Origin of the sequence: Desulfovibrio sp. X2 (assembly GCF_000422205.1) — a bacterium.
GTDB lineage: Bacteria > Desulfobacterota > Desulfovibrionia > Desulfovibrionales > Desulfovibrionaceae > Alkalidesulfovibrio.
This window is the reverse complement of sequence record NZ_ATHV01000023.1, coordinates 1-16,856: the sequence shown is the minus strand read 5'-3', so window position 1 is coordinate 16,856 and position 16,856 is coordinate 1. Positions and strand designations below refer to the sequence as shown.

Genomic DNA, 16,856 nt, shown 5'->3' with positions numbered 1-16,856 from the left:
CGATTGCCCCCCGTTTCTGCGGGCGCCGCTCTTTTAGTGTGACGTCCGCAAAATACCCAAAGCCGTATTTTGCGGAAGATCACCCCGCCGAAACAGCCTCCTCCCCACCTCGATCGCCGACGAACCGCCGCGCGGCAAACCGCACGGGCTGTTTCTTTCTTCGGAAAGTGGATTTCGCTCCGGGGAGAGGGTATGTTTCCGCGTGATTCCCGCCCGCTCCGGGCCCGCTCCGGCAAGCGCGGGATGCCGGACGGACCGCAGGGACCGCGAGGACCGCGAGGACCGCGCGGCATGCCGGTCCGACCGGGGAGGGCGGGCGCACCCGAAAACAGGGGGAGGACGCGTGGATTCGGTAACCGACAGGCAGTGGCACCATCTCGAGGCCGCCGATGCGGTGCGGGCCCTGGGCACCGATCGGGAGCGCGGCCTGGACCTCTTCGAGGTCCAAAGGCGCCAGGAGGAGTTCGGGCCCAACGCCATCAGCCGGGTCAAGGGCGCGGGGCCGCTCAGGCGCTTCCTCCTGCAGTTCCACCAGCCGCTCATCTACATCCTGCTGGTCTCGGGGCTCATCGCGACCGCCCTGGGCGAGCACGTGGATTCCCTGGTGATCCTCGGCGTGGTCCTGGTCAACGCCGTGGTCGGCTACCTCCAGGAGGCCAAGGCCGTGGGGGCGCTGGAGGCGCTGGCGCGGTCCATGGTCACCGAGGCCACGGTCGTGCGCGCGGGCCAGAGCCGCCGCGTGGACGCCAAGGCGCTCGTGCCCGGCGACCTCGTCGTGCTCCGCTCGGGCGACAAGGCCCCGGCGGACATGCGCCTGGTCTCGGTGAAGAACCTGCAGGTCGACGAATCCGCGCTGACCGGGGAATCGCTTCCCGTGGAGAAGGGCGAGAGGGCCCTGCCCCTGGACACGCTCCTGGCCGACCGCGGCAACATGGCCTACGCCTCCACGGTCGTCACCTACGGACAGGCCGCGGGCATCGTGGTCTCCACCGGAGACCGCACGGAGATCGGCCGCATATCCGGCCTGGTGGCCGGGGCGGAGAGCCTGGACACCCCCCTCACGCGCAAGATCGAGGCCTTCAGCCGCATCCTGCTGTGGGGCATCCTGGCCCTGGCGGCCGTGACCTTCTTCGCCGGGATCATGAAGGGCGAATCCGTGCCCGACATGTTCATGGCCGCGGTCGCGCTCACGGTGGGCGCCATACCCGAGGGGCTGCCCGCGGCCGTGACCGTCATCCTGGCCATGGGCGTGTCGCGCATGGCCGCCCGCGGCGCGATCATCCGCAAGCTGCCCGCGGTGGAGACGCTGGGCGCGACCACCGTGGTCTGCTCCGACAAGACGGGCACCCTGACCCAGAACCAGATGACCGTGGTGGAGATCCGCTCCGGCGGCCGCGTCCGGGCCGTGAGCGGGTCCGGCTACGAGGCCGGGGGCGCCGTGGAAGGCGTGGCGCAAGGCTTTGCGGATGGGGCCGGGAACGGGGTCGACGGCCGCGACGAGGCGCTGCGCGAGACGCTGCTGGCGGGAATCCTGTGCAACGAGACGATCATCGAGGCGGGGGAGCTCGGCGTCACGGTTTCGGGCGACCCCACGGAGGCCGCCCTGCTGGTGGCGGCAAGCAAGGCCGGGCTGGACCGGGCCGCGCAGTCCGCCCGCCTGCCGCGGCTGGACACCCTGCCCTTCGAGTCGCAGCACCAGTACATGGCCACGCTGCACGGCCGGGGAGACGGCGCGCCGCCCGTGGTCTACTTCAAGGGGTCCGTGGAGGCGCTGCTGCAAAGGGTTTCCGACTCCATGGCCGGGGACGGCGGCCGCCTGCCCGCGGACGCGGCCCGGATCCAGGCCGAGGCGGAGGACATGGCGTCGCGGGGGCTTCGCGTGCTGGCCATGGCCGAAAAGGAGCTGCCCCAGGGGACGCGGACCCTGGACCACGCGGACGTGGCCTCGGGCATGACCTTCCTCGGGCTTCAGGGGATGATCGACCCGCCCCGGCCAGAGGCCGTGGACGCGGTGAAGACGCTGCACAGGGCCGGTGTCCGGGTCAAGATGATCACCGGCGACCACGCCCTGACCGCGGCGGCCATCGGCAGGATGCTGGGCATGGGCGGCTCGGAGGACGGCTGCCCGCCGCGCTGCCGGACGCTCACCGGGGCAGAGGTCGCGGCCATGGGCGACGCCGAGCTGGTCGAGGCGGTCAGGGACGTGGACGTCTTCGCCCGGGTGGCGCCGGAGCAGAAGCTCCGGCTGGTCATGGCCCTGCAGAACCAGGGGGAGATAGCCGCCATGACCGGCGACGGCGTCAACGACGCCCCGGCCCTGAAGCAGGCCGACATCGGCGTGGCCATGGGCCGGGGCGGCACCGAGGCCGCCAAGGAGGCCGCGGACATGATCCTCACCGACGACAACTTCGCCACCATCGAGGCCGCGGTGGAGGAGGGCCGTGGGGTGTACGACAACCTCCTGAAGTTCATCGTCTGGACCCTGCCCACCAACCTGGGCGAGGGGCTGGTCATCCTGGTCTCGGTCATCCTGGGCGGGGCGCTGCCCATCCTGCCCGTGCAGATTTTGTGGATCAACATGACCACCGCCGGGGCCCTGGGGCTGACCCTGGCCTTCGAGCCCAAGGAGCCGGGCATCATGGAGCGGCGGCCGCGCGAGGCGGACCATCCCATCCTCGACAGGGAGCTCGTCATCCGCATCGTCCTGGTGGGCGGCATCCTGCTGCTCGCCGCCTTCGGGCTGTACCGCTGGGAGCTGGCCGCCTCGCACAGCGAGGCGCAGGCCAGGACCGTGGCCGTCAACGTCTTCGTCATGGTGGAGGCCTTCTACCTCTTCAACAGCCGCTCCTTCACCCTCTCCCCCTTCGCCCTGGGGTTCGGGGGCAACGTATGGCTGCTCGGCGGCTTCGCGCTGATGATGGCGCTGCAGCTCCTGTTCACCTACGCCCCGTTCATGAACGTGATGTTCGGCTCGGCCCCGGTGGACCTCCTGAGCTGGGCCAAGGCCGCGGCCGTGGGCGCGCTCTCCTTCCTCGTGGTCGAGTTCGAGAAGCGGCTTCGGCGCGCCTGAGCGGGCGGGAAGCGCGCCTGGACGCGAGAGGCCGGGCCCTTCACAGGGCCCGGCCTCTTCGGTCTCATGGCGTTTTCGTTGCGGATCAGGAGCGGGCGGACCTGCGTCTCCTGGCCGCGACCAGCCCGGCCAGGCCGGAGCCGATGAGCAGCAGGCTGGCGGGTTCCGGGGTGGCGGTCGGCGGCGGGGGCGCGGCGCCGGCGGGCAGGTTGATGAAGGCGACCACGGAACTCAGGGCGTCGTTGAAGCCCGCGTCCAGGGTCAGGTTGAGGTTGTTGAGGCCCATGCTCAGATAGCTCGTGATGTCGTAGGTCTTGATGTCGAAGAGGTTGCCGTTGCCCGTGGGGCCGGTGCCGCCGGGCAGCGAGTCGCCCTGGAACAGGCCGCCCGTGGCGAGGAACGTGCCGTTGATGCGCAGCGTGCCGTCGTCGTCGGTGCCGAAGTTCTGGCCGTCGGAGACGAAGAGGGTGAGCAGGGCGGTGCCGCCCGAATAGTCGATGCCGTTCAGGGTCAGGTCCCAGCCCGCGGGATCGTAGCTCGAGGCGAAGTTCGAGTCGTTCCCGTTGAAGATGACGATGTCGCGGTTGTTGGCCGAGACGCCGTCGTTGAAGAACACCGCGGTGGCGGCGCCGTTGACCTGGATGTCGGGGCCCTTGGTGAAGTTCGTCAGGTCGTAGGCGCCGTTGCCGTTGATGATCGAGGAGGTGTTGGCGCGGTATGCCTGGCTGTTGTCGAAGCCCCAGAAGTTGTCCTGGGAGAAGCCGATGTTCGTGCCGGTCACGGCAGAGCCGTTCACGGTGACATCGGCGTTGGCGTTCGGGTCGGTGGAGTTGGTGGGCCCGTGCCACCACAGGTAGGACTGGTCGAAGGTGCCGGAGACGCCGCTCACGGTGATGGTCCCGGTCCCGCTGTTGCGCATGCCGCCGGTTCCGGCGGTCACGAAGTCGGTGTCGTAGATGGTCGTGTAATAGGTGATGTCGTTTGCCTGCGCAGGAGCGGCCTGCATGAGCAGGGCCGCCAGGGCGGCGGCCGCCAGGGCGATCATTTTGCGTGTCATGGCTACCTCCTCGAAAAGTTTGTGGATGGCGTCCATGCGGCGCGCGGGAACTGCGCGGCGGTCGTCGGAGATCGTGGGGGCGGCGGAGCGGCAGAGAGGGAGAGGGGAGGTCGTGAACGTGCGACCCGCATGCACACGAGCATCGGAGCAAGACAGGTGCCAACGGTACCCTGCCGTGATGACTGATTTTTTGCCGGGTAAAGGCCTTCTTTTCTGTAAGATCGACCGACAGAATGTAAAGAAACGTAAACGGCGGATGTGCTGATCGGTGTTCATTTTTCTGGAGCGGTCGAGCAGCCTGTGATGAAGTCGCGCGGACGTTTCCAGCCTGTCCGGGAAAGGCGGAGGGATGGCCTGGAAGGTTCACCGGGTGAGGATCCGGGGGCGGACGGGCAGGCGCTGTCCGCCGGGGGCCGCACTCCGGCTCCCGCGTTCGCGCATCCCGTCCTGTCCCTCCCGGTGGCTGTCCGATTCCCCTTTTTCCCAGCATCGCCTTGAACGGGGCGCGCCGGGGTGGTAGGTGGGAGGGTGCAGCGAAATCTCACGGGAGGATCGGTCATGGAAGATACGAAACGCATGGAATACATCGGCATCGCGGACACCGGGCTTCGGGTCTCGCGCATCGCGCTCGGCACGTGGGCCATCGGCGGCTGGATGTGGGGCGGCGCGGACGAGGAGCAGTCCATCGCCACCATCCTGGCCGCCCTGGACAAGGGCGTGACCCTGGTGGACACCGCGCCGGTCTACGGCTTCGGCACCTCGGAGCGGGTGGTGGGCAAGGCCCTGGCCGAGAGCGGGCGGCGCGACGAGGTGAGCATCTCCACCAAGTGCTGCCTGGAGTGGAAGGACGGCAAGGTCTTCCGCAACGGCTCGCGCGACCGGGTGCTGCTCGAGGTGGAGGACTCGCTGAAAAGGCTGCGCACGGACCGGCTGGAGATCCTCTACGTGCACTGGCCGGACAGCGCGCGTCCCATCGAGGAGACCGCGGCCGCGGTGCGCGAGGTCTACGAGCAGGGCACGGTCAAGGCCGTGGGCGTGAGCAACTTCACCATCGATCAGATGCGGCGCTTCAAGGGCGAATGCCCCCTGCACCTCTGCCAGCCGCCCTACAACATCTTCGAGCGCGCCGTCGACGGCGACTTCAAGGCCTGGTGCGAGCGGAACGACGTGAGCCTCATGACCTACGGCGTGCTCTGCCGCGGGCTGCTCTCGGGCAAGATGCGGCCGGACGCGAAATTCACGGGCGACGACCTGCGCCAGTGGGACCCGAAGTTCCAGGCCCGGCGCCTGCCGCAGTACCTGGCGGCGGTGGACGGGCTCGCCGCCCTGGCCAAGGACCGCTACCGCAAGAGCCTGCTGGCCTTCGCGGTGCGCTGGGTGCTCGAGCGCGGCGTGCCCGTCGCCATCTGGGGCGGCAGAAAGCCGGAGCAGATGGAGCCCCTGGACGAGATCTTCGGCTGGTCCCTGGACCTCGCCACCATGGCCCTGGTGGACGACATCCTCGCCGAACACGTGAAAGACCCCGTCTCCCCCGCCTTCATGGCCCCGCCCTCGGGCGTGGGGTAGGGGCGCGGGCAAAGGGCCGAAAGAAAAAGCAAAAGGAAAGGCCCGGCCGGGATTCCCGGCCGGGCCTTTCCTTGTCGCCATGGGTATCACTCTTGACGTGATACCCATGGCGGTTTATCTCTCGACATCATGATCAGGTCGTTCGCCTGCAAGGAGACGGAGCGGGTCTTCTACCAGATGCGCTCGCGCCGCTTCGGAGCGGACGTGCTGCGCGCCATCCAGCGCAAGCTGGCCATGCTCGATGCAGCCGTGACGCTGGACGACCTGCGGAGCCCACCGGGCAACCGGCTGGAACCGCTGTCCGGCGACCGCTCCGGGCAGTGGAGCATCCGCGTCAACGGTCAGTTTCGTGTCTGTTTCACCTGGACCGGGCGGGACGCGGAGAACGTCGAGGTGGTGGACTACCACTAGCGGATCGGCGTGCGAGAAAGATTTATGGAGGAAAGAATGAGACGCCCCGAGCTTCCCCCGGTGCACCCGGGCGAGATACTGGCCGAGGAATTTCTCGCGCCGCTCAGCATCAGCCAGAACCGTCTTGCGCGCGACTTGGCCGTGCCCGCGCAGCGCGTGAGCCAGATTGTGCGCGGCGAACGGGCCGTGACTCTGGATACGGCGCTTCGTCTCGCGGCCTACTTCAAGACCAGCCCGGAATTCTGGCTCAACCTGCAGCAGCAGTATGACCTGCGTACCGCCCGCGCCCAGCACCTGCCCGAGCGCATCGAGCGCGAGGTGCGGCCCATGGACGTGGCGCAGGCATGAGTCGAACGGCAGTGATGGCGAAGAAGGAACACGTCGGATCGTCTCTGGATGACTTCCTGAACGAGGAGGGCGTGCAGGCCGAGGTTACGGCCCGCGCGCTCAAGCGCGTCCTGGCCTGGCAGATCAGCCAGGCCATGCAGCGCGAGGGGCTGACCCGCGCGGGCCTCGCCGCCCGCATGGGCACCAGCCGCGCCTCCCTCAACCGCCTCCTGGACCCCGCCAACGCCTCCGTCACGCTCGCCACCATGGGCAAGGCGGCTGCGGCGCTGGGGAAGAGGTTGCAGGTGGAGTTGGTGGATTGAAGGTGTTTATTGGCTAATAACAAATATAGTTATTTTTTAGGTGCCTTGTCATACATTCTCGATAGAAAGAAGACTGTAAATGTGGACGCAATTGTTAGTGAAATGGCGTAAAAATAAATCCAGCATCCAGGGATAAGAAAGAAATTTTTAGTCAATGATAATGCATCTGAAAATACTGCGGCAAGAAGTGCTATTGCTTGGATAAGAACAAAATGCGCTAAGCTTGCACTCGCTTCTAAATAAGGTGATGCGTTCTCGCCATCTTCACAACCTTTAATGGCGTGCTGGAACTCTTTGTCTCCAAGTGCAAGCATTATAGCGTAGCCGCCAAGTGAGAATCCAAGTAAATTTGGTAGGACCGACAGTGCTGATTTATACCATTTCCATCCGTCGACAAAATCGTATATAACAATGGTTATCAAACACGAAAACCAAACATATGATGATTTTAAAAGTGCCTTTATTCCTCCATATGCTCTTAGGTAATGGAAGAATTCACTCTTATTTGTCATGGTATATGATCTATCAGTGTTTTTTTCGATTTATGAGCCTGTTCCACAGGCTCTCAGCGAGAGTTTGCAATTTACTCCAATAATCTAGGGCATCAGAATACTGCGCTACTTCTTTTAAAGGGTAGTCTTTGGACGAGAGTGTGACTAGACGGTTCTCTCCATCTTTCCCACTGACTTCAACATGCCCATTTGAACTTGCCATTTCCATAAGGGCATTAAGCTCCTCATCGGGAGATATGACAGTGCCTTTTATGGCATTGTATGTTTGATTTGTCCTGGACGCATTCATTTTTTGAAATCTCTCTACTATCCTTTCTTCACTCTGATTTGTTATATCAGGATTTGGCATGATAAAGTTTATGGTAATTTTCTGTTTATACGGAAAGCTGACAATCCTATCTATTAAGTCCCTGGCTGGTTCAACAGTTACGCCAATTCTTCCCATTTTTTCGAAAAGATCGATTGAATTTGCGATCTCTGAGAAAGCACGCGCAAATTGCAAAGGGCTAATGTTTGAAGTGTCGATGAATAATTTGTGGCCAGCAGAATAAAATATAAAATTTACATCCCTAAAATTAGGTCCGAGGTTCAATTTTACCTGAGGAACAGGCCGTCCATGGTTATCTAAAATAGCAGAATGATTTTCTGCATCCCACCATGGTGATTCAGGGTCTATCTGGGTGTAGGTCGCGAATGCTCCTTTGATTATTCCCTCGGTTTCAGCAAAATAGTGCAACATCATTCGCCGATCACCATGGACTCCCCCGCTTAGAGCCGGCTGGATGCCGCGAATGAGCTCGAATAATTCTAAGTATCTGGATGGATGATGAGGAGGTTCAGTTGTGACATTTATTGCAGCAACAGAAAGTTTTTTTAAGTGAGGCATCGTTCCCCCCCTATTTTTTGAAGAGAATTATAGCCTATCTTTTTATGGTATTCAATATGAAAAGCTGTTATCTGCTATTGATCTTTAGGCAAAAGACCTAAGTCGTTACGTTAATTCCCCTAGTTCATCCGCAGTCGCATCTTCACCAGATCATCCTCGTACAGCACTTCGACCTCGAAGCCGAACTTCTTGGCCAGGCCGATCATGCCCTTGTTTTCGGGCAGGGTTTCGGCGGTGAGCCAGGTGGTGCCGCGGGATTTCACGTAGCGGATCATCTTGGCGAGGAGGAGGGAGCCGAGGCCCTGGCCCTTCATGGTGGTGTCCACGATGATGGCGAACTCGGCCTCCTGGTTGTCCGGGCTCGTGCTCGCGCGCACCACGCCCAGGGTCTTGGGCGTGCCGCGGATCTCGGTGGTGGCGATGAAGGCCATCTCGCGGTCGTAGTCGATCTGCGTGAACTTGGGCATGTCCGAGAACTCGAACTCCTGCACCGTGCCGAAGAAGCGCAGGCGCAGGTCGTCCTTGTCCAGGCCGCGCACGAAGTCCAGGTGCGCGGGCGCGTCCTCCGGCCGGATGGGCCGAAGCGTCACCTTGTCCCCGTTCTTCAGCTTCACGCACTCCTCGAGCTCGCTCGGGTAGGGGCGGATGGCCAGCCTGTCCGGCCCCTCGCCCTCGTACGGGCCGATCCAGATGCGCGCGGAGAGCGCCAGCACGCCCTTTTCGTCCGCGAACAGCGGGTTGACCTCGAGCGCGGTTATCTGCGGCACGTCGATGATCAGCTGCGTTACCTGGATGAGGGTCAGGCAGACGTCGTCCAGGTCCACCTGGTGGGTGGCGCCCGGGGTCTTCAGCAGGCGCGAGATGCGCGTGCGGTCGATGAGCTCCTGGGCCAGGGCCATGTTCAGGGGCGGCAGGGCCACGGCGAAATCCTGAATCACGCGCGAGGCCAGCCCGCCGTGTCCGAAGCGGATGATGGGGCCGAAGACCGGGTCCGCGTACATGCCCACGTAAAGCTCGTGCGCGCCGGGCCTGCGGCCCATCTGCTGCACGGTGTAGCCGCTGATGTGCGCGTTCGGCGCATGGCGGTGCAGGCGGTGCGCCACGTGCGCGGCCGCGTCCCAGACCTGCTCCGGCGTCTCCAGGTCCAGCGTCACGCCGCCCACCTCGTAGGGCTGCTTGATCTCGGGCGAGCGCACCTTGAGGGCCACGGGATAGCCCAACTCCTCGGCCGCGTGCACGGCCTCTCGCGCGCTGGTGACCACCCGGGTCTCCACGATGGGCACGCCGTAGGCGGTCATCACGTCGCGGGCCTCGGGGTCGGTGAGGCGCGTGCGGTTCTCGTCCAGGGCCGCCCTGACCACCTCGCGCGCCTTCTGCGTGTCCGGGAAGAAGTCGCGCGGCAGGGAGTCCGGCGTCTCCATGAGCATTTCCTGGTTGCGCCGGTAGGCCACCATGTGCAGGAAGGCGTGCATGGCCTGGTCCGTGGTCTCGAAGGTGGGCACGCCCGCCTCCTGGAAGATGCGCCGCGCCTCGCGCGAGCGCTCCGCCCCGGTCCAGCAGGTGAGCACCGTGCGCTTGGTGCGCGCGGCTATCTCGGCCACGGCGCGCGCCGTGTCCTCCTCCTGCACCCCGGCGAAGGGCACGTGGGCCACGAGCACAGCGTGCACGTTCTTGTCCTTGATGAGCTGGGAGAGCGCGTCGGCGTAGACGCGCGCGTCCGCGTTGTAGGAGAGCACCACCGGGTTCTCGCCGGAGTGCGCCTTCTTGGCGGTCTGCTCCAGCGCGGCGGAGGTCTCGGGCAGCAGGCAGGCGAGCTCCGCCCCGCCCTTGAGGCAGCTGTCCGCGGCCATGAGCCCCACGGAGCGACCGTTGGTCAGCACGGCCATGGCGTCGCCCAAAAGCGGCTGGGAGCGGGCCAGGGTGCGCGCGCCGTCGAACAGGGAGTCGATGTCGCGCACGCGCACGATGCCTGCGCGCCGGAAGCCCACGTCGTAGATGGCGTCGGACTCGTCGTCCAGGCTGAAGAGGCAGGTCTCCTCGGAGAGCGCCTGCTCGAAGACGTCCTCGGGCTTCATCACCAGGAGCGGCTTGTTGCGGGCGCTGGCCCGGGCAGCGGACATGAAGCGCCGCGCGCCGGAAAGCGCCTCCACGTAGAGCAGGATGGAGCGCACGTTCTGGTCGGAGCCGAGCCAGTCGAGCACGTCCGCGAAGTCCACGTCCACCTGGTCGCCGATGGAGATGAAGTGCGAGAAGCCTATCTGGTTGGCGTGCGCCCAGTCGAGGACCATGGTGAAGAGCGAGTCCGACTGGGTGACGAAGGCGATGCGGCCGGGCTTGGCCTCGGTGTCGGAGAGGGAGGCGTTGAGCCCGGAGCCCGGCACCATGAGCCCCAGGCACCCCGGGCCGAGCACGCGGATGCCGTATTCCCCGGCCGCGGCGCGGATGTCCGCGCGCAGCGTCTCGCGCGCCTGGGCCGTGACGCCGCTGAGCCCCGGGCCGAGCAGCACGGCCCCGCGCGTGCCCTTGTCGCCCAGGCGGCGCAGAAGCCCCGGGGCCTGGGCCGCGGGCGCGCAGATGAGCGCCAGGTCCGGGGTCACGGGCAGCTCTTCCACGCTGCCGTAGGTCAGCACGCCCGAAACCGCCGTGGCCGTGCGCGTGACCGGCATGACCGGCCCCTTGAAGCCCCCGGAGATGAGGTTGCGCATGGCCAGGAAGCCCGCGCTGCCGGGCTCGTTGGAGGCGCCGATGACCGCGATGGAGCTCGGCTTGAAGAGGGCGTCGAGGTTGCTCAGGCTCATTGGCGCTCCTGCGGCCCCTGCGGGCCTGGCTCGTCCGGCTGCTGCGGCCGGGCGGTTGCGGCCGGGCGGATGCGACCGGCGGTTGCGACCGTTTACCGTTCACGGGCCGCTTTTCGACCGTTTACCAAAAAAAGCGCTGGAATGTAATTCCTCCTTCGGTATAGGCTTGACATTCGGAAACCTCTACCGGCCCCCCCGCCGCCCCGCGATGCGGCGCCCCGCACGGCGGCGCACCGGGAACAGGCCCCGGGCCGGGCTTTGGCCAGACAGAAATCCAGCGCGAGGTGTGGAATGAGTCAGGAAGAAAAGATCGAGAGCATGATGCACGAGCAGCGCCTTTTCGAACCGCCCGAGAAGGGGCGCGAGAACGCGTGGGTCGGCGGCGCGGCCGCGGCCGAGGCCCTGTACGAGAAGGCGGAGAAGGACCCCGAGGGCTTCTGGGCCGAACGCGGCCGCGAGCTCCTCGACTGGTTCGAGCCCTTCACCCGCACCCTGGACTACGATTTCCACAAGCCCGAGATCAAATGGTACGTGGGCGGCAAGCTGAACGTGGCCCACAACTGCCTCGACCGCCACCTGACGGACGGCCGCCGCAACAAGGCCGCGCTCGTCTGGCAGGGCGAGCCCGAGGAGGACGTGAAGGTCTACACCTACCAGATGCTGCACACCGAGGTCTGCCGCTTCGCCAACGTGCTGCGCAAGATGGGCGTGAAGAAGGGCGACAGCGTCTCCATCTACCTGCCCATGATCCCGGAGCTGGCCATCGCCATGCTCGCCTGCGCGCGCATCGGGGCCATGCACTCCGTGGTCTTCGCGGGCTTCTCCGCGCTCTCGCTGCAAAGCCGCGTGCACGACAGCTCCGCCAAGGTGCTGATCACGGCCGACGCCGTGCTGCGCGCGGGCCGCACCATTCCGCTGAAGCCCAACGCCGACGAGGCCCTGGCCACCTGCCCGAGCGTGGAGCAGTGCGTGGTGGTCCGCCGCGCGGGCAACGAGGTCAAGATGGTCGAGGGCCGCGACGTCTGGTGGCACGAGCTGATGGCCGCGGACGACGTGAAGGGCGAGTGCCCCTGCGAGCCCATGGACGCAGAGGACACCCTGTTCATCCTCTACACCTCCGGCTCCACGGGCAAGCCCAAGGGCGTGGTGCACACCACGGGCGGCTACCTGACCTACGCCGCGCACACCACCCAGCTGGTCTTCGACGTGCACGACGACGACGTCTACTGGTGCACCGCGGACTGCGGCTGGATCACCGGCCACTCCTACATCGTCTACGGCCCGCTCGCGCTCGGCGCCACCTCGCTCATGTTCGAGGGCGTGCCCTCGTGGCCCAAGCCCGACCGCTTCTGGCGCATCGTGGACAAGTTCAAGGTCAACATCTTCTACACCGCGCCCACGGTCATCCGCGCGCTCATGCGCGAAGGCGCGCAGTGGATCGACCCGCACGACCTTTCGAGCCTTCGCGTGCTCGGCAGCGTGGGCGAGCCCATCAACCCCGAGGCCTGGATGTGGTACCACGACCACGTGGGCAAGAAGAAGCTGCCCATCATGGACACCTGGTGGCAGACCGAGACCGGCGGCATCATGATCAGCGCCCTGCCGTACGCCACGACGCTGAAGCCCGGCTCGGCCACCAGGCCGCTGCCCGGCGTGGCCGCGGCCATCGTGCGCGCGGACGGCTCGGACGCGGGACCGGACGAGGGCGGCCACCTGGTCATCAAGCGGCCCTGGCCCGGCATGCTGCGCGGCGTCTTCGGCGACCCCGAGCGCTTCAAGAAGACCTACTTCGACCGCTTCGCGGGCATGTACGAGTCCGGCGACGGCGCGCGCATGGATTCCGAGGGCTACTTCTGGATCATGGGCCGCCTGGACGACGTGATCAACGTCTCCGGCCACCGCATGGGCACGGCCGAGATCGAGTCCGCCCTGGTGGCGCACGAGGCCGTGGCCGAGGCCGCGGTCGTGGGCATGCCCCACGAGATCAAGGGCCAGGGCATCTACGCCTACGTGACGCTGAAGGCGGGCGTGGACGAGTCCGAGGAGCTGCGCAAGGCGCTCAAGAACTGGGTGCGCCACGAGATCGGCCCCATCGCGAGCCCGGAGGTCATCCAGTTCGCGGACGGCCTGCCCAAGACCCGCTCGGGCAAGATCATGCGCCGCGTGCTGCGCAAGATCGCGGCGGGCTCCACCGGCGCCGAGGACTTCGGCGACACCTCGACCCTGGCCGATCCGTCGGTCATCCCGGATCTCATCGCGGGCAAGCAGAGCCTGGTCGGCTAGCGCCCGCGCACCGCATACGGCATCTCCACACCCACCATACGACGGCGGGGAGGAAGGGCGACCTTCCTCCCCGCCGATCTATCTTCCACTTGCCAGGTTTCCTGGAGCGGCATATCCATCGATAGATAGAATTCGAGGCCGACCCCCTGCTCCGGAGGGCTGCCTGGAATTCGGGTTCGTCCCCTTGCGGCGCATCTCCGCTCTCGGGAGCGCCGATGCGGGGGCGCACGATGTCCGGACCGCGCATCATCGGCACGCCGCGTCCCGGACAGGAGAGCTGGCATGGCGGACCAGGCCAGGGAAGGTTTGCTCTCGCCGTATCTGTGCCGCAGGCGCCTCGCCGCGGCGCGGCCCCATCTGCGGGGGCATGTGCTCGATTTTGGCTGCGGCGGAGGATCGCTCGCGCGTTTCGTGCCGCCGGAGCGGTACACCGGCGTGGACGTCGATGCCGAATCGCTGCGCAAGGCCAGGGCGAACTACCCGGCTCACGTCTTTTTCCCTGAAGCGCCGCCTCCGGACAAGCGGTTCGATACCATCGTCATGCTCGCCGTGATCGAGCACTTGGACGATCCGGCCGCGACCCTGCGCGATCTCGCGCAACGCATGACGGATGATCCCGCGGCCCGCCTGATCCTGACCACCCCCCATCCGGCCACGGGCCTGGTGCACACGCTTGGAGCCTCGGTCGGTCTCTTTTCGCGCCACGCCAGCGAGGAGCACGACGAACTGCTGGGGCGGCGGGCCCTGCGCTCGCTCGGCGCGGCCGCGGGCCTGCGGCTGGCCTCGTACGGGCGCTTTCTCTGCGGCGCCAACCAGCTTGCGGTCTTTTCGCGCCTCAGGAACTGAGCCGACTCAGACGTTTCTGGCCGTGCCACGCGCCGGGCGCCTTTGCCCGGCTCCGATCAGGCCCCGCCCCTTACGCCCGCGCCCGGCCCGGGTGGGCGGGGTCGGCGCAGACCGTCCCGGCCACGGCCGCGCGCGCCACGCGCTGGAAGTGCTGGCCCAGTATGGCCAGCTCCACGGCCACGGGCAGGGCGCGGCGCCTGGTCAGCGCCGTGCGCAGCATGAGCTTCCAGTAGGCGAAGCGGGCGCGCGAGAGCACGCCGATGCTCCAGGCGCTGCGCGTGAAGGCCCGCACGTCGCGCCAGGCGATGCGGCCGCGCGCCGTGGGGTTGTAGCCCGCGAGGAAGGTGTTGATGCGGCGGTAGTAATGCCTGGGCTCGTAGATCGTGGCCAGGATGCGGCGGTAGCCCTCGATCAGCTTCTCGCGGCCCATGCGCGGCACCACGTTGGTGTCGCCGTCCGTGTTGTCGCCGCTGGAGTCGCCCGCGATGCGGCCCTCGTCCTTCAGCCGCCGCCAGAGCCGGGTGCCCGGGATGGCGTTCAGCATGCCCACCATGGCCGTGACCACGCCGATCTCCTGGATGAAGCGGATCTGGCGCTCGAAGATGCCCTCGGTGTCGCTGTCGAAGCCCACGATGAAGCCGCCCATGACCTGCATGCCGTGCTGGTGGATGGCGCGCACCGCGGAGCGGAAGTCCACGCGCACGTTCTGCGCCTTGCCGCACTCCTTCAGGCTCTCCTCGGAGGGCGTCTCGATGCCGATGAAGACCTTGTGGAAGTTGGCCCGGCTCATGAGCTGCATCAGCTCCTCGTCCCCGGCCAGGTTGATGCTCGCCTCGGTCATGTAGCAGAAGGGGTGGCGGCGCTCGCGCTGCCACTCGGCCAGCCGGGCCAGGAACAGCTTCACCTGGGCCTTGTTGCCGATGAAGTTGTCGTCCACGATGAACACGCCGTCGCGCCAGCCCGCGTCGTAGAGCGCCTGCACCTCGCGCAGCATCTGCTCCGGCGACTTCACGCGCGGCCGCCTGCCGTACATCTGCACGATGGAGCAGAACTCGCAGTCGAAGGGGCAGCCGCGCGAGTACTGCACGGTCATGGAGACGTAGTCCCTGAAGCTGATGAGCTCCCAGGCGGGCAGGGGAGTCTCGCGGATGTCCGCGTGGCCCTCGGCCTCGTAAGTCGGCAGGGGGCTCCCCGCGCCGTCCTCTCCGAAGTCGCGCAGGAAGGCGGGCAGGGCGGTCTCGGCCTCGCCCAGCACCAGGTGGTCCGCCTCACGGAAGCGCTCCGGCTGCGCCGTGGGCGCGGGCCCGCCCATGACCACGCGCCTGCCCGCGGCCCGGGCGCGCGCGATGACCGTAAGCGCGCTCTTCGACTGCACCAGCATGGCGCTGACCATGACCACGTCGGCCCAGGCAATGTCCTCGTCCGTCAGTTCGCGGACGTTCAGGTCCACAAGCCGCTTCTCCCAGGCCCCGGGCAGCATGGCCGCGACCGTGAGCAGCCCGAGCGGCGGAAAGGCCGCCTTGCGGGCGATGAAGGGCATGATGTGGCGGAAGCTCCAGAAGGTGTCGGGGTACTCGGGGTAGACGAGAAGCACGTGCATGACTTTTTCTCCCTTATGCCCTCGTAGCCCCTTCCCCCACCTCCCGCAAGGGCCGCTGCGGCGCGGGAACTTCCGGTTCCCCCTCGGGCTCGGCGCACTCAGGGATCAGCCGCCAAAGCCGCGCGCCGCAGCGCTTCTCGGGATGCGGCCCTCTTCCCCTGGGCCGTGCCGCCTTCCGGCGTCCGCGCCGGGGGCCGGGCACGCTTTTCGGCCGCTTTTCGGCCGTGTCCGGGGTGCGTCCAGCGGCATGCCGGGGTCGGATACGGATGTTATTTATGCTGTTTCTGGCATAGGTATCTTTTCCCTGCGGATTGACGCCGGGCCTGACTCAAGATAGAGGCAGGGCATCCGGCGGCGAGCCCCGGAGGCGTTTTGACGCGCTTCGTTCCCCCAGGAGGCGTTCATGGCCAAATTGCTCTTCGTCTGCGCGGCCCTGGCCGCGGTGTTCGTGTTCCTCGGTTCGGCTTCCATCAAGGCCGCCGAGTTGCCCTCGCCGCGACAGAGCCCCATAATCGCAAGCATCGACACCACTGCGGCGCTTCCCCTTCCGGAAGCGCCGCAGTGCGTTTCGGTGAGCTCGCTGGACCGGGAGCAGTGCTACCACCGCTCACCGGCCACGCGCAGAACCGTCGAGCAGACCGCCGCCGTGGGCACGTCCTCAGCGTCCAAGCATTCCAAGCATTCCAAGAAGTCCGCCAAGTCGTCCAAGGCTTCCAAGAAGAAGAGCAAGCACATCGTGCTCGGCATGTGCCAGCCGCAGTGCATCCCCTACACCCGCTGCCGCTCCGGCGTGGACACCTGCCGCCTGGGCAACACGAGCCCGGTGCAGTGGTACATGTGCGAGCACAAGTCCGGCCGCACCCAGGCCCTGCCCGAGCCCGGCTCCGTGCTCGTGCTGGCCGCCAACGCGCGGCGCGGCATGCCCACCGGCCACACCCTCTACGTCGAGGAAGTCTGCACCGACGGCGACGGCACCTACACCCTGCGCCTCAGCCACACCAACTTCGACCGCGCCTGCTCCGCGGACATAGACGCCAAGGTCCGCTACGACCCCCGCACCATGCGCACCGAGTTCCTCACCGGCCCCTGGGCCCCCTGGGCCAAGAGCCTCACCGCGCTCGGCTTCATCGTCGACTAGCCCGCGGCCTCGCCGCGCAAAAAGCCGGGCCCCCGCGCA

Annotated in this window: 13 protein-coding genes; 8 read left to right on the top strand and 5 right to left on the bottom strand. The window is 66.3% G+C overall.

Going from position 1 to position 16,856, the window contains the following annotated elements:
• Positions 1–343 precede the first annotated feature (343 nt).
• Positions 344–3,070 carry a cation-transporting P-type ATPase gene (locus DSX2_RS09505; RefSeq protein ID WP_020880811.1) on the top strand — a complete coding sequence of 909 codons (2,727 nt, stop codon included), beginning with the start codon at positions 344–346 and terminating at the stop codon, positions 3,068–3,070.
• Between the two features lie 85 nt (positions 3,071–3,155).
• On the opposite strand, the gene DSX2_RS18695 is transcribed toward DSX2_RS09505, so the two are convergent.
• Positions 3,156–4,127 carry a PEP-CTERM sorting domain-containing protein gene (locus DSX2_RS18695; RefSeq protein WP_020880810.1) on the bottom strand — a complete coding sequence of 324 codons (972 nt, stop codon included), beginning with the start codon at positions 4,125–4,127 and terminating at the stop codon, positions 3,156–3,158.
• Between the two features lie 558 nt (positions 4,128–4,685).
• On the opposite strand from DSX2_RS18695, the gene DSX2_RS09495 reads away from it, so the two are divergent.
• The 4 genes from DSX2_RS09495 (at position 4,686) to DSX2_RS09480 (ending at position 6,754) form a co-directional block, all read left to right on the top strand.
• The gene (locus DSX2_RS09495) at positions 4,686–5,693 is read left to right on the top strand and encodes an aldo/keto reductase (protein WP_020880809.1); all 1,008 of its coding nucleotides are present in this window, start codon (positions 4,686–4,688) and stop codon (positions 5,691–5,693) included.
• Positions 5,694–5,822: 129 nt separating this feature from the next.
• A complete protein-coding gene (locus DSX2_RS09490; protein ID WP_020880808.1) occupies positions 5,823–6,104 on the top strand; it encodes a type II toxin-antitoxin system RelE/ParE family toxin in 282 nt (93 codons plus the stop codon).
• A 36-nt stretch (positions 6,105–6,140) separates the two neighbouring features.
• A complete protein-coding gene (locus DSX2_RS09485) occupies positions 6,141–6,452 on the top strand; it encodes a HigA family addiction module antitoxin (RefSeq protein WP_020880807.1) in 312 nt (103 codons plus the stop codon).
• A 14-nt stretch (positions 6,453–6,466) separates the two neighbouring features.
• The gene (locus DSX2_RS09480; protein ID WP_035041599.1) at positions 6,467–6,754 is read left to right on the top strand and encodes an XRE family transcriptional regulator; all 288 of its coding nucleotides are present in this window, start codon (positions 6,467–6,469) and stop codon (positions 6,752–6,754) included.
• Between the two features lie 29 nt (positions 6,755–6,783).
• On the opposite strand, the gene DSX2_RS18285 is transcribed toward DSX2_RS09480, so the two are convergent.
• From DSX2_RS18285 to DSX2_RS09475, 3 genes are all read right to left on the bottom strand, one after another.
• Positions 6,784–7,266 carry a hypothetical protein gene (locus tag DSX2_RS18285; protein ID WP_152512899.1) on the bottom strand — a complete coding sequence of 161 codons (483 nt, stop codon included), beginning with the start codon at positions 7,264–7,266 and terminating at the stop codon, positions 6,784–6,786.
• A 13-nt stretch (positions 7,267–7,279) separates the two neighbouring features.
• On the bottom strand, positions 7,280–8,152 hold the full coding sequence (locus DSX2_RS18050; protein WP_020880805.1) for a DUF4747 family protein: 873 nt from the start codon (positions 8,150–8,152) through the stop codon (positions 7,280–7,282).
• 119 nt (positions 8,153–8,271) lie between these two features.
• Positions 8,272–10,950, bottom strand: a complete 2,679-nt coding sequence (locus DSX2_RS09475; protein ID WP_020880804.1) for a bifunctional acetate--CoA ligase family protein/GNAT family N-acetyltransferase — start codon at positions 10,948–10,950, stop codon at positions 8,272–8,274.
• A 291-nt stretch (positions 10,951–11,241) separates the two neighbouring features.
• On the opposite strand from DSX2_RS09475, the gene acs reads away from it, so the two are divergent.
• Positions 11,242–13,233 carry an acetate--CoA ligase gene (gene acs, locus DSX2_RS09470; RefSeq protein ID WP_020880803.1) on the top strand — a complete coding sequence of 664 codons (1,992 nt, stop codon included), beginning with the start codon at positions 11,242–11,244 and terminating at the stop codon, positions 13,231–13,233.
• A gap of 282 nt (positions 13,234–13,515) precedes the next feature.
• Positions 13,516–14,079 (top strand): bifunctional 2-polyprenyl-6-hydroxyphenol methylase/3-demethylubiquinol 3-O-methyltransferase UbiG, encoded by a 564-nt coding sequence (locus DSX2_RS09465; protein ID WP_020880802.1) that lies wholly within the window; start codon positions 13,516–13,518, stop codon positions 14,077–14,079.
• A 70-nt stretch (positions 14,080–14,149) separates the two neighbouring features.
• Here the strand turns inward: DSX2_RS09465 and DSX2_RS09460 are convergent, their stop codons facing one another.
• Positions 14,150–15,679: a B12-binding domain-containing radical SAM protein gene (locus DSX2_RS09460; RefSeq protein ID WP_020880801.1), complete on the bottom strand. Its 1,530-nt coding sequence runs from the start codon at positions 15,677–15,679 to the stop codon at positions 14,150–14,152.
• Positions 15,680–16,082: 403 nt separating this feature from the next.
• Between DSX2_RS09460 and DSX2_RS17565 the strand changes: the two genes are divergently transcribed.
• Positions 16,083–16,817: a hypothetical protein gene (locus DSX2_RS17565; RefSeq protein ID WP_020880800.1), complete on the top strand. Its 735-nt coding sequence runs from the start codon at positions 16,083–16,085 to the stop codon at positions 16,815–16,817.
• Positions 16,818–16,856: the final 39 nt, after the last annotated feature.

Coding starts and splice junctions, on each gene's coding strand:
- DSX2_RS18695 (WP_020880810.1), bottom strand. CDS start 4,127: ATGACACGCAAAATGATCGCCCTGGCGGCCGCCGCCCTGGCGGCCCTG.
- DSX2_RS09495 (WP_020880809.1), top strand. CDS start 4,686: ATGGAAGATACGAAACGCATGGAATACATCGGCATCGCGGACACCGGG.
- DSX2_RS09490 (WP_020880808.1), top strand. CDS start 5,823: ATGATCAGGTCGTTCGCCTGCAAGGAGACGGAGCGGGTCTTCTACCAG.
- DSX2_RS09485 (WP_020880807.1), top strand. CDS start 6,141: ATGAGACGCCCCGAGCTTCCCCCGGTGCACCCGGGCGAGATACTGGCC.
- DSX2_RS09480 (WP_035041599.1), top strand. CDS start 6,467: ATGGCGAAGAAGGAACACGTCGGATCGTCTCTGGATGACTTCCTGAAC.
- DSX2_RS18285 (WP_152512899.1), bottom strand. CDS start 7,266: ATGACAAATAAGAGTGAATTCTTCCATTACCTAAGAGCATATGGAGGA.
- DSX2_RS18050 (WP_020880805.1), bottom strand. CDS start 8,152: ATGCCTCACTTAAAAAAACTTTCTGTTGCTGCAATAAATGTCACAACT.
- DSX2_RS09475 (WP_020880804.1), bottom strand. CDS start 10,950: ATGAGCCTGAGCAACCTCGACGCCCTCTTCAAGCCGAGCTCCATCGCG.
- acs (WP_020880803.1), top strand. CDS start 11,242: ATGAGTCAGGAAGAAAAGATCGAGAGCATGATGCACGAGCAGCGCCTT.
- DSX2_RS09465 (WP_020880802.1), top strand. CDS start 13,516: ATGGCGGACCAGGCCAGGGAAGGTTTGCTCTCGCCGTATCTGTGCCGC.
- DSX2_RS09460 (WP_020880801.1), bottom strand. CDS start 15,679: ATGCACGTGCTTCTCGTCTACCCCGAGTACCCCGACACCTTCTGGAGC.
- DSX2_RS17565 (WP_020880800.1), top strand. CDS start 16,083: ATGGCCAAATTGCTCTTCGTCTGCGCGGCCCTGGCCGCGGTGTTCGTG.